At 66.2% G+C, this 12293-nt stretch carries 10 protein-coding genes; all 10 read right to left on the bottom strand.

Features of this window, described 5'->3' with window-relative positions; genetic code table 11:
• Positions 1-96: 96 nt before the first annotated feature.
• Positions 97-906 carry a MerR family transcriptional regulator gene (locus tag IPM16_22685; protein MBK9125913.1) on the bottom strand — a complete coding sequence of 270 codons (810 nt, stop codon included), beginning with the start codon at positions 904-906 and terminating at the stop codon, positions 97-99.
• Positions 907-1195: 289 nt separating this feature from the next.
• Positions 1196-2353: an FAD-binding oxidoreductase gene (locus IPM16_22680; GenBank protein ID MBK9125912.1), complete on the bottom strand. Its 1158-nt coding sequence runs from the start codon at positions 2351-2353 to the stop codon at positions 1196-1198.
• Between the two features lie 51 nt (positions 2354-2404).
• Positions 2405-2755, bottom strand: coding sequence for a ribosome silencing factor (gene rsfS / locus IPM16_22675; GenBank protein ID MBK9125911.1), 351 nt, complete (start codon positions 2753-2755; stop codon positions 2405-2407).
• A 64-nt stretch (positions 2756-2819) separates the two neighbouring features.
• A complete protein-coding gene (gene ccmA, locus IPM16_22670; protein ID MBK9125910.1) occupies positions 2820-3539 on the bottom strand; it encodes a heme ABC exporter ATP-binding protein CcmA in 720 nt (239 codons plus the stop codon).
• The gene (locus IPM16_22665; GenBank protein MBK9125909.1) at positions 3536-5110 is read right to left on the bottom strand and encodes a c-type cytochrome; all 1575 of its coding nucleotides are present in this window, start codon (positions 5108-5110) and stop codon (positions 3536-3538) included. The genes ccmA and IPM16_22665 overlap by 4 nt, the downstream gene beginning before the upstream one ends.
• A 4-nt stretch (positions 5111-5114) precedes the next feature.
• A complete protein-coding gene (locus IPM16_22660) occupies positions 5115-6044 on the bottom strand; it encodes an AEC family transporter (protein MBK9125908.1) in 930 nt (309 codons plus the stop codon).
• A 355-nt stretch (positions 6045-6399) separates the two neighbouring features.
• Positions 6400-9441, bottom strand: coding sequence for an error-prone DNA polymerase (locus tag IPM16_22655; GenBank protein ID MBK9125907.1), 3042 nt, complete (start codon positions 9439-9441; stop codon positions 6400-6402).
• Between the two features lie 216 nt (positions 9442-9657).
• Positions 9658-9909: a hypothetical protein gene (locus IPM16_22650; GenBank protein ID MBK9125906.1), complete on the bottom strand. Its 252-nt coding sequence runs from the start codon at positions 9907-9909 to the stop codon at positions 9658-9660.
• Positions 9906-11102: a hypothetical protein gene (locus tag IPM16_22645; GenBank protein ID MBK9125905.1), complete on the bottom strand. Its 1197-nt coding sequence runs from the start codon at positions 11100-11102 to the stop codon at positions 9906-9908. Before IPM16_22645 ends, IPM16_22650 begins: the two co-directional genes overlap by 4 nt.
• On the bottom strand, positions 11099-11791 hold the full coding sequence (locus tag IPM16_22640; GenBank protein MBK9125904.1) for a hypothetical protein: 693 nt from the start codon (positions 11789-11791) through the stop codon (positions 11099-11101). The genes IPM16_22645 and IPM16_22640 overlap by 4 nt, the downstream gene beginning before the upstream one ends.
• Between the last annotated feature and the right edge of the window lie 502 nt (positions 11792-12293).

Raw genomic sequence — 12293 nt, 5'->3', positions numbered from 1 at the left:
TCCGCCGCGATCTGTGCGCACGATGTCGCTGTCTGGAAGGGACGCGCTGTATCGCGTCCCGGCCTCGCCAACTGACCTCTGACGACTGACGACTGACTACTGACTACTGCTGCCTGACTGCTGCTCGTCTTCGGCGAGCAGGCGCACGATCTCGGCGTGTTCGAGGTCGTCGACGTACTGGTTGATCGCCGTTCGCATGAAGCCAGCAAGCTGCGGATGAACCCTCGCAAAATTCGCGATGAAGTCGGGATGCGTGTTGTATCCCTCGCCCAGACCGCGCAGGATCTCGAGCGTCGGTTCGTAGAAGTAGCGGATGTGCTGATGCCAGCGGCGCATGAGCGCCTGTACCTCGTCGCTCTCGGCGGTCAGACCCGCGTCGATGGCGTCAGCGATCGCGCTGTAGACGGCGTTGCCCTCGTCGGCAATGGCGTCGCGTTCCTGCTGCGTGTAGTTGTTCCAGCGCTTGATCGAGCTGTTGACGATCTGCGGATCCCACTGCAGGCGCGCCTCACGCTCGTACTGCTTCTGCTGCTCGTCGCTGAATCCCTTGAACAGTTTTGCGCGGCTCATGTCGGTCTCTCCGCTGAGATGCTTGATCGTATCGTCGATGGTGTCGAGAAGCTCGTTGATGCGCCGCCCGCGTTCGATCAGCGCCGTTCGGTGCGCCTTGAGCGCGCTCAGCACGTCGAAGTCCGGGCTGTTCAGCACGTCGTTGATCTGCGCCAGTTCCAGCCCTAATTCGCGGTAGAACAGGATTTGCTGCAAGCGCAGCAGCGCGTCGTCATCATAATACCGGTAGCCGTTGGCCCCGATCTGCGTCGGCTTGAGTAAACCGATCTGGTCGTAGTGGTGCAGCGTGCGCACGCTGACGCCGGCCAGTTCCGCGACCTGTTTGACGGTGTACATGCGGCGGTTCTCCTCCATCCGCCCCATCGTAAACCCTAACGCGGCGTCAGAGTCAAGTCTTGGGGCGCTGCCCCAAATCCCCGCCAGAAGGCTTACGCCCTCTGGACTCCCTTTTCCGCGAATTTGGAAGCGCGTACGCTTCCAATTCGCCGCAACGGGCTCAAGGGATGCAAACCCCTGCAGGAGTTTGCGTTTGCACTCCTGCACGTCCGAATTCGCGGATTTGAGCCGCGTGCGGCTCAAATCCGCAGGTATGGGAGTCCAGAGGGCGCAAGCCCTTTGGTACGCTCTAGTGTTTGAGGGTCGGACGGTCGGGCGAGAACGCGCCCGGGTGGGTGCCGTGCAGCAGCAGGTTGACCGCACGTTCGGCGGCGGCGGCGGCCAGCGCCAGCCCGTGCCCGTTGAACCCGACGCAGAACACGACATCTGGCGCGTCGGGCAGGGGGCCGACCAGCGGCATGCCGTCCGGCGTGAAGCCCATGATGCCCGCCCAGCGCCGCTCGACCGGCGCTTTGACATCCGGGAAGCGTTGGGCGAGATAGGCGTCGATGTAGGACTGTACCGGCGTGGTCACGCGGTCTTCAAGCGTGTCGTTCTCCAAGTCCTTGTACAGCTTGCGTCCGCCGCCGATCAGGAGCCGGTTGTCGAACGTCATGCGGTAGTACATGAAGCCGTAGTCGCTGTAGCCGCAGGTGTTGAGCACCGGCTTGGCCAGCGGCGCGGTGACCATCACCTGCGCGCGGGTCGGGATGATCTTGCCGGCGAAGTAGGGGTGCAGGCTGACCGAGTAGGCGTTGGTCGCCAGCAGCACCTTGCGCGCATGGAACGTGACCTTGCGGGTGTGGACGATCACCTTGCCGGGGGCGACCTGGGCAATGCTGTAGATTTCGTTGTTGTCGATCAGCTCGGCTTCGCTTTCGGTCAGCGCGGCGCGCGCCAACTCGACAGGCTGAACCGCGCCGTCCTGCGGCTGTTCGATGGCGGCGCAGTAGCCACGGCCCAGTGGGTCGCCGTCGTGGAAGATCGCGCTGATGCCTTCGGCCTGCATGGCGGCGTATGCCTTGCGCAGCTCCTCGGCTTCGGCATCGCTTTCGGCCAGCAGCATACTGCCGATTCCGTTGAACCGCACGGCATGCTTGCCGATCAGCCCGCGCCAGATCGCGTGTGTACGTTCCGAAAGGGCATAGACCTCGCGCGTCACTTCCACGCCGTATTTCTCGACGGCGTGGTGGTAGTAGAGATCGAGACCGGTGATCATGAATCCGGCATTGCGGCCGCTGGCGCCCAAGCCAACATCGCGCATCTCGGTCACGACGAGGTCGTCCTCGTGGCCGGCCTGATACAGGAACATCGCGGCGGCGCAGCCGGCCAGCCCCGCCCCGACCACCAAAACGTCAACTTCGCGGATCGGTTCACGCCCTTCCGCCTGCCAGATCGACACGGTCATGTGAATTGTGCTCCTTCGAGATGCATTCGCGCGGGGCGGTGCGCCCGCGCCTTACTTGATGCTCAAAATGACCTTGCTCTCGGCCCGCCACAGGCCTTCGAGGTCGTAGTACTGCCGCTTGTCCTCGAGGAAGATGTGCACGACGATCTCGCCGTAGTCGAGCAGCACCCAGCCCGACTCCGCGATGCCTTCCATCGAAGCCGGCATAATCCCGTGCTTGTCTTTGAGTTCTACCCGGACGTGCTGGGCGAGGGCTTTGAGATTTCGGTCGCTGGTGCCGGTGGCGATCACAAAGAAGTCGGCAATCACGCGGTCGGGGCGAAGGTCGAGGACGAGGATGTCCTCCGCTTTCTTGTCTTCCAACAACTCGGCAATGAGACGGGCCAATTCTAGAGAGTCCAGAGCAGTGTCCTTTCTGACGTCTGTGTTTAGCGTAATTTTAGCACAAAGCGATGAGCGCCACAGGTTAGGCTGTCGCTGCGGCGTAGTCGGCGGCGAGGCGCTCGGAGGTGAGCTCCGAGGTCGGCTGGTCGTACACCAGCGTGCCGCCGACAAGGATCACGGCGCGGTCGGCCAATGCGACGCTGTCGGCCGGCTCGTGCGAGGTCATGATCAGGGTGCCGCCCTGCCCGCGCACGTCGTGAATCAGCGCCGAGAGCATCACCTTGGCGGCCGGGTCAAGGCCGGTGAACGGTTCGTCCAGCAGCAGGATGTCAGGCTTGTGCAGCACGGCCCGCGCGATGCTCAACCGCTGCATCATCCCGCGCGAGAATCCGCGCACCAGATCGTCGCCGCGCTTGCCCAGCCCGACTTGATCGAGCATCTCGCCGATCCGAGCGTCGAGCGCGGCGCCGCGCAAGCCGTGCAGCTTGCCGTAGAAGCGCAGGTTCTCGCGGGCGGTCAGTCCTTCGTAGATCAGCGGGCGATGCGCAACCAGACCCAGATGCGAGCGCACGCGGTCGGCCTCGTGCGGGATCGACCATCCGCCGACCGTGACCGTGCCTTTGTCGGGCCGCGTCAGCCCGCAGATCAGCCGCAGCAAGGTGGACTTGCCGGAGCCGTTGGGGCCCATCAGCGCAAGCGCCTGTCCGGCGGGGACATCGAGCGTCAGACCGCGCAAGACGGTCCGGTAGCCGAACGTCTTGGTCAGATCACGGGCGGAGAGCAACGGCGTACTACTGTTCACGATTCGTCTTGTCCCATCAATTCGGCGAGGCGTGCTTTGAGTTCGGCGCGCTGGCGGTGCCAAAGGTCGTGGTTGAGCTGGCCGCGGTCGTGCGCCAAATCCAGCGCCGCGATCTGCGCAACCAGCGCGTCGATGTCGCTGCTGTCACGTTCGGCAGGCCGGCGGCGCAAGACGATCACGGCGCCCCCGACAACCCCTACCGCGACGGCGATCACGATCAGCGGCGCGAGCGTGCTGGCCGGGATACCGGCGGGCTCGGCCGATTCAGGCGCGGGTTCGCTCGTGGCGAGCGCCTCGACCGGGGCCGGGTCGGCTTCTCCGGTGATCGCAAACTCGAGTGTGCTGCCTGCCGCTAACGCCAACTGGTCGCCGTAGCCGTTGTACAGCTCGCTGCCGACTGTTTGCTCGCCCAAGCTCGGCAGCAGATCGCCGTCCACGCGCACGGTCAGCGGGCGGGTCAGCACGCGCACCGGCCCGGCGATCACGATATCCAGCGGGATCGACAACGACGCGCCCGGCTCGTACGGCAGCAGATAACTCAGCACAGCCAACCCGTCCGACCGCGGCGCAAGCGGTTCGGTGACATATGCCGTGCGGCCGTCCGCGCTCACCGCACCGATGCCGGCGGTCGAGTCGAGGATCGCGCCATCGGGTAGGGTCAGCGCCAGCGCGGCGATCGTACCGTCGTCCAGCACGGTCTGCTGGCTGAACGTGCGCGTTTCGGAGAGGTTGCGCATCTGAAGCGCCTGCGTGACTTGCAGCGCATCACCGATCGCGTGTATCTGCACAAGGAACGCGACGCCGGTCAGGTCGGTGAGCGAGTCGGTGAAATCGACCGGCGCAGGCTGCGTCTCGAACTGCTCGACGCCTTGCAGCGAGAGCGTGCGCGCATACGACGCGACGGCCCAGCGTTCATCCTCGCTCAGTTCGGTGTATGCCGGCATGACGTCCTCGAAGCCCTGCGTCACCATGCGGAAGATCGACTCGTCGCTGAGCGTGACCATCGCAGACTGGTCGGTCAGGTCTTTAACGTCGGCCGTGAGATTCGCAGCTTCAGGTCCGTCGCCGCGCCCCAACTCGCCGTGACATTCGGCACAGTCCTCGTACATGCGGCTCCCGAGCCAGAGCGCCTCGGGATCGTAGTGCATGGTGTAGGTGTAGAGCGCGACATCCCATCGTTCCTGTTCGGTGAGCGCGCCGATCCACGGCGGCATCATCAGGTCGATACGGCCGTTTGTGATGGTCGAGAACCACTCGTGCGGGGTTTGCCCTCGCGCGGTGGCCGGATCGCGGAAATCGCCGGGCTGCATGCCGGGATTGGCTTGCACGACCGGGCCATCGCCGCGCCCGTCGACGCCGTGACAGGCCGAACACCGCTCGGCGAAGATTTGCGCGCCGCGCGCCAGATCGGGCGGGGATGCGGGAATACCGCGATCGGTGTTGGGCGGTGCGGTCAGCACCAGTGTCGCCGGCGGAGGCAGGGTGGCGACCACTGCCGGTTCCCCGCCGAGGCCGGTACATGCCGTCGCGCCCAGGCTCAGCACGGCGATCAGGAAAAGCAGTCTACGCATGCCGTTATCTCAACAATGCGATCCAGAGCGTAAGTGTACCAATACTCGCAAGCGTGCTCACGAGCGTGGCGGCGGACGTAAACTCGGCATCGCTGCCGAACTCGGCCGCCAGCGCGTTCGCCATCACCGCGGTCGGGACCGCGCTTTGCAGCACGGCGACGTTGTACTGCACGCCGGTCACGCCGATCAGATTCGCCAGCACCACGCCGACCGCCGCGCCGCCTAACAGGCGAATGGACGCCGCCAGCGTCACCAGCTTCCACGGCGCGCGGCGAATGCGAATGCGGCTGATGAGCAGGCCAAGCAGCACGATCATCCCCGGGATCGTGCCGTCGCCGAGCAGCGAAATCGCCCGGTCGATCGGCAGCGGCACCGTGACGTCGAACACGTTCAGCGCAAGGCCCAACAACGCCGATGTGCTGGCCGGCACGCGCACGACGTTCCACAACGCGCCCGCCACCGATTTCTGCCCGCGCGACGCGATGAACACGCCGGTCACTGCGCCGATCATCGCGCTCGACACGTAGTACAACAGCGCCAGCTCGCCGCCGACCGCCCCGAAGGCGAACGTATTGAGCGGGATGCCGAGGTTGCCGGCGTTGATCTGCGTGATCGAGAGCGTGAACGCGCTTCCCGTGCGCCGGTCGAGCCTGAGCACCCGCCCCACCACCGCCGCGACGATCCACATGATCGCCACCAGCAGCGCGACCTGCGCGAAGGCGCGGCCAAACTCGCCCGTGATGATGTCTTGTACGCCATCGATCGGCAGTCGGATCATCGTGCGAAACGAGAGCGCCGGGATAAACAGGTAGATCAGGATGGTCGACAGGCTGCGGATGTCAGGGTTGAATCGCCGGCCAACCCAAAACGCCACCCCGACGATCAGGAAAATCGGGGTGATCACGTCGATGAAGATTTGAAACAGTTCGGACACGCTGGGCCGCCGTCGTGGAGGAGAAAGCGTCAGTGTACGGCGGTTGTCCTGCTTGCGCTAGGGGAGAGGGACGCTTCAGTATCCGGCGTGTGTTTCGCGGACACGGCGGTGGCGTGTCCCTACGCACAGAACCGCGCGCCGTGGGTATTGGCCCCTCGCCTCGGGAGAGGGGCGGCGGAGCGAGAGCGACGCGGGGTGAGGTCTCGATGGGAGAGGGGTTTGGGGTAAGGCTGGGCGACGGGCGACCCGCCGGGTCGCCCCTACATTCCCTCTGTGTGCTCTCTCGCCCTCTGTGGTCTCTGTGCCCGCTTTTGTCCTTCTCTCATCACTCGTCACTCAAGACTCATCACTTTCCCTATGTCCCGAGCGTGCGCGCATCCGACAACACCACATTGACGACCGCGCCCTGCCGCTGCACCTCGCCTTCGATCACCAGCAGCGGGGAGGTGCGCAGGATGGTGCGATATTTGGGGTACACCTTCGGCCGCACGACCACGTTGATGAACCCGTCCTCGTCTTCAAGCGTGATGAAGTGATGGCCCTTGGCGGTCGGCGGAGCCTGATGCACGACCGCCAGCCCCGCCACACGCACGCGGCTGTCTTCCGGCAGCTCGGCCAGCTCGGCGCTGTTGAACACGCCCATCTCGTCCAGCCAGTCGCGGTACAGCGCCAGCGGATGTTCGCGCAGCATGACGCCGGTCAGGTCGTATTCGACGGCCATAATCTCGCCGCGGCTGGCGGACGGGAACTGCAGCGGATCGTCGGCCATGTCGAGGTCGAGCATGCCGGGCTCGTCCAGCAGGTTCGCCAGCACCCACACCTGCTCGCGCCGGGTGCTGCCGAAGTGATCCATCGCGCCGGCGAGGATCAGGTTTTCGGTCAGGCGGTGCGGCAGGCGCGTCCGGCGGCAAAAATCGCGCAGGCTGACGAACGGTGATTCGTCGCGTGCCGCGGCGATCCGGTCGGCGGCCTCTTCGCCGATGCCGCGCACCTGCCGGAACCCCAGCCGCACCGCGCCGTCCTCGACCGTGCAGATCGCCGCGCTGTGGCGCAGGTCGACCGGCAGCACGCGCACCCCGTGCCGCCGCGCGTCGTTGACGATCACCGCCGGCGACCAGAAGCCCATCGGCTGGTTGTTGAGCAGCGCGCAGGCGAATGCCGCCGGGTGATAGCGCTTGAGCCACGCGCTCTTGTACACCAGCACGGCGAACGCCGCCGCGTGACTCTTGGGGAACGAGTAGCCGCCGAAGCTGCGCAGCGCGTCGAACACCGCTTCGGCCACGGCGTTCGTCACGTCCAGCTCCGCCGCCCCTTCGACGAACGCGTCATGCAGCTTTTCAATCTGCTCGTAAGCGCGCTTGCTGCCCAACGCGCGGCGCAGCAGCTCGCCTTGCCCGCCGGTGAACCCGGCCAGATCGCGCGCGACCTTGAGCACCTGCTCCTGAAACAGCACCACGCCGAGCGTCTCGGCCAGCGCCGGCTCAAGGCGCGGATGCGGATACTTGACCGGCTCTTCACCCAAGCGGCGGCGCAGGTACGGATGCACCATGTTGCCTTGGATCGGCCCCGGCCGGATGAGCGAGATCGAGATGATCAGGTCGTTGAACTGGCGCGGCTGAAGACGCGGCAGCACCTGCGCTTGCGCGCGGCTTTCGACTTGAAACACGCCCACCGTGTCGGCCGCCGTCACCATGTCGTAGACGGTCGCGTCGTCGAAGGTCAGCGCGTCGAGATCGGCGCCGGTGATCGCGCTGGCCTCGGCCACGGCCGACAGCATGCGCAGGCCGAGGATGTCGATCTTGCAGATGCCGGCGTCTTCGAGGCTGTCCTTGTCCCACTGCACGATGTACCGGTCGGCCATCGTCGCCGGCTCGGTCGGCAGGCGGTGGCTCAACGGCGCGCCGGTCAGGATCATGCCGCCGTTGTGGATGCCGAGGTGGCGCGGGAAGCCGTCGATCTGCTGGCTGAGCTCGACGATCAGCGCCAGTGTCTCCGGCGCGATCAGGTCGCTCAGCCCGTCGGCCTCGGCGATGCGCCCGCTGCGATACGTGTCGATGATGCGGCTGGCGCGGTTGAGCACGTCCAGCGGCAGGCCGAGCGCCTTGCCAATATCGCGCATGGCCGAGCGCGCGCGAAACGTGATGAACGTGCAAGCCATCGCCGCGTGGGCATGCCCGTAACGCTGGTACACGTACTGGATCACCTCCTCGCGGCGGGCGGCGTCGAAGTCGATGTCGATGTCCGGCGTGGCGCGGCGCTCCTCGCTCAGGAACCGTTCGAACACGAGATCGTGCTCCAGCGGATTGATCGGCGATATCATCAGCAGGTAGGCGACCAGCGAATTCGCCGCCGACCCGCGCCCCTGACACAAAATGCCGTGCTCGCGCGACCAGCGCACGATGTCCCACACGATCAGGAAGTAATTGCTCAGGCCGCTGCGCGTGATGACCGCCAGCTCGTGCTCCAACTGCCGCGCGATGGCGTCGGTCGGCTCAAGGCCGCGCACCGTCAGCCCCTCGCGGCACAGCGCCCGCAGCAGGTCGCACGCGCTGAGGCCGTCCGGCGTCGGATACACCGGCAGTTCCTGCAAGCCAAACTCCAGCGCGAAGTCGCACTGCTCGGCGATGCGCACGGTGTTGATCAGCGCGTCCGGCACGTCGGCGAATAACATAGCCATCTCGGCGGCGGACTTGAGGGAATACTCCGAATTCGGGCGCAGCAGCGCGCACGCGTCGTCAAGCGTGGTGTTGTGCCGGATGCAGGTCAGCACGTCTTGCAGGCGGTGACCGTCGCGCTCGGCGTAATGCACGTTGTTGGTCGCGACCACCGGCAATTTGAGCTCGCGGGCCAGCGCAATCAGTTCGGCGGTCAGGTGCTGATCGTCCGGCAGATGATGGCGCTGCAGCTCGATGTAGAAACGGCTTCCGTACAGCGTGCGATACCGGCGGGCCGCGCGCACTGCCGCGTCACGGTCGCCGCGCCGCAGCGCCGTCGCAATTTCGCCGTGCCGGCACCCCGACAGCACGATCAGGCCGTCGCGGTGCGCGTCGAGCAGATGCGCCTCCAGCAGCGCCTCGCCCTTCGGCGTATTGTGCCGCGCCGCGGTGATCAGCGCGCACAGATTCGCCCATCCCGCCGCGTTCTGCACGAGCACCGTTAGATGATGCGAGTCCTCGCCCCGCGCCACCGTCAGCTCCGCGCCCAGAATCGGCTTGATGCCGGCCTCGCGCGCGGCTTTGGTAAACGGCACCGCGCCGTACACCGCGTCGTGGTCGGTGAGCGCCAGCGCCGGCATGCCCTGCGCCGCGGCCTGCGCTGCCAATGCCTCGGGGTACGACGCGCCATCCAACAGGCTGAAGCACGAATGGGCGTGCAGTTCGACGTATTCCGCGGTCATTTAGGATGTTTGCAGAGGCTTCGCCTCCGCACCTCTACAAGGGGTTTGCACCCCTTGACCCCATTCCTGCATTTGCGCGTTGCGCAAATGCAAAGAAGGGGTGCAGGGGCGTAAGTCCCTGCCGGGGTTTGGGGCAGCGCCCCAGAGAACCTCACCCCCGTTTCGCGATGCTCGACTCCTCCTCTCCAAATTGGAGAGAGGCCGGAGGGTGCGGTCTCAGTCATACACCCGCTGCACATACCATGCCTCGCGGTTCAAATCGTGATAGATCACCAACAGCAGGCCGCTGTCGGTGACCAGCTTGTAGTGCTCGCGCCATTGGCGGACGCGCCACCATTCGGCATCGGCACGCCAGCGGTTGGCGAGGTACAGCACGCGGTGATTGCGCCCGCGCCACATGAAGCGCACCGGCGCGCCGTCTTCGAGATCGACCGTGATGCGCTCGGCCGGCAGCAGCAAGCGCGTCACGATGCGTCCTCGGCCTGCACGGCGATCAGCGTGAAGCGGCGCTCGGGCAGCAGGGCGTCGTCGCGCAGTTCGGCGGTGAAGAAGCACGGCCCGTAACGTTTGCTCAACTCGGCGGCCAGATCCAGCACCGCTTGTTTGCGCGGGCGCTGTGTGAACATCTCCAACTGGCGCGGGATGGCGGCGCTCAGGCGGTTGAGCGAAATGCTCAGCGCGCCGACCGGTTCCGCGATGTCCGCCTTGTCGAGCAGGCTGAACAGCGCCCGCCGCAGGTCGCCGCAGTCGCTGTAGGGCTGCACGCGCTGGATGCGCTCGGTGCGGGTCGCGCCGCGCTCGAAATGCACCGTCAGCGCGATTTCGTGGGCTGCCGACGCACGCGACTCCAACCGGCGTGACAGCGTGACCGCCAGCGTGCTCAGCACGTTGTCGAGCGTCACCATATCGGCGACCGCGTCCTCGAAGTCGAAACCGGCGCGCTCGAAATCCGGCATGCGGGTTGGCTTGACGCGGCGGGTGTCGCGTCCGCTGGCGAGCAGATGCCACAGCCGCCCGCGCCGCCCGAACTGCGCCGAGACAGCCGAGCGCGGCAGCGCGGCGAACTGGCCGAGCGTTCGCACGCCGAGCAGGTCAAGCTTGCGGGCGTCTTCGCGTTCCAGCGGCAGCAGCCCGACCGGCAGCGGCGCGAGAAAGCCGCCTTCCGACCCGCGCGCGATCATCTGCACACCGCACCCCGCCTGCCCCGCCGCGGCCAATGCCGTGAACTTGCCGCGCGCCAACCCGACCGACGCCGTCAGGCCCATCCGCCCCAGCACCGTGCCGATCTGCACGCCGATGCGGGCCGCGTCGTCGTCCTGCGTCGGGCCGAGGTCGAGCCACAGCACCGCCGTCTGCGGCATGCGGTCTTCGGCTTGTTCGATGCGGTTGGTGAACGTCCACAAGGCGTTGAGCGTCCGTTCGCGCATCTGCTCGACGCGATCCAGCTTAAGCGGATGCGGCGTCAGCTTAGGGCATAAGGCACGGGCGCGCGTCAGGCTCATGCCGGGGGCGACCCCCGCCGCCCGCGCCGCCGCCGATGCCGCCACGACCTTCGCCCGCCGCTGCCGGTAATCGACCAGCACGGACGGCAGCGCCCCTGCGATCCCCTGCGCCGCCGCGGCAAAGTCCTCGATCACGACACACGCAATGCTGGTACTCACGTGTCCTCCCCATACCGCACTTCGATTTGCACCGCCCGTCCGCCGCCGCCGGCGTGATCCTTGTCGATCCGCACGCGCGTAGTTAATCCGGCGACATCCGGCCCTCGCCGCACCCACGCTAACCGTTCGACCCGCAGGCGCAGATCGGTCAGGCTGTCGAACGTGGACGGCACCCCTTGCGCCAATACGATCAGCGGCGCCGGCGAGCCCATCAGCGCCTGACTGAGCCGACGCACGTCGGCCGAGCTGGCGGCGAGCTTGCTCTCGCTGGCGTCCAGCAACACTGCGCCGAGCGCCGCGTTCCCCAACGCCTCGCGCACGATCGCCAACGCCGTGTCGGCATCCGGCGGGCGCGAGAGCACCAGCAGGCCGGCGTCCACACCGATTCGTCCGGCCAGATGCGGGTCGAACTGACGGGCCAGATCGACCGCCATGACCGGCCCGCCGCCGCCCTGCGCATTCGCCAACGCCCGCAGCGCCAAAGAGGTCGCGCCGGAGGTCGGTTGACCGAGCAGCACGCTCAGCCGCCCCGGCCACAACCCGCCGCCGATCTGCGCGTCGAGGTCGGCGAAGCCGGTGGGTAGCGGTGTGAGTTCGGCGCGGCGGGCAGGCGCGATGATGCGATCGCCCCAGCGAGCTTGAAGCTGGGCGAGCGTGCGCTGCAAGACATCGGTACGATCGTCGGCCATTCTGAACTTTGCGTTTGAATCCTGTTACAACCCGTTTTCGGGAATATAGCACAGATGTTCGTACTCTGTAAATGGAACAGCACGTGTGTAATCGAGGGGAGAGGGGAAAGGGGAAAGAGAAGTGCTGAGTGTTGAGGAAGGGCAAAAGCGGGCACGAAGGCCACGGAGAACAAGAGAGCACGCGGAGGCGGTTTGAAGGGGCGATCGGTCAGGTCGCCCACCGCGTATTACGCCGCAAACCGTCGCGGTGTGGTAGGGACGCGATACATCGCGTCCGGCAATCGACGGATGGGGCAGCCCCGCCCGACCTCACCCAAAACCCCTCTCCCACCGAGACCTCACCCCAAACCCCTCTCCCGAGGAGAGGGGAAAATACCGACGGCGTACGGTTCGTAAGCATACACAGGACACATAGAGAGGGCCGTAGGGGCGACCCGGCGGGTCGCCCGCCGTGGTCTTTGCGCAAACTGTCGCGGTCCGGTAGGGACGCGATTCATCGCGT

Source organism: Candidatus Flexicrinis affinis, from assembly GCA_016716525.1.
Lineage (GTDB): Bacteria > Chloroflexota > Anaerolineae > Aggregatilineales > Phototrophicaceae > Flexicrinis > Flexicrinis affinis.
This window is presented reverse-complemented; position numbering and strand designations above follow the sequence as displayed.

Bases quoted from the DNA above. Each gene is read 5' to 3' on its own strand.
- IPM16_22685 (MBK9125913.1), bottom strand. From the start codon at position 906: ATGTACACCGTCAAACAGGTCGCGGAACTGGCCGGCGTCAGCGTGCGC.
- IPM16_22680 (MBK9125912.1), bottom strand. From the start codon at position 2,353: ATGACCGTGTCGATCTGGCAGGCGGAAGGGCGTGAACCGATCCGCGAA.
- IPM16_22665 (MBK9125909.1), bottom strand. From the start codon at position 5,110: ATGCGTAGACTGCTTTTCCTGATCGCCGTGCTGAGCCTGGGCGCGACG.
- IPM16_22655 (MBK9125907.1), bottom strand. From the start codon at position 9,441: ATGACCGCGGAATACGTCGAACTGCACGCCCATTCGTGCTTCAGCCTG.
- IPM16_22640 (MBK9125904.1), bottom strand. From the start codon at position 11,791: ATGGCCGACGATCGTACCGATGTCTTGCAGCGCACGCTCGCCCAGCTT.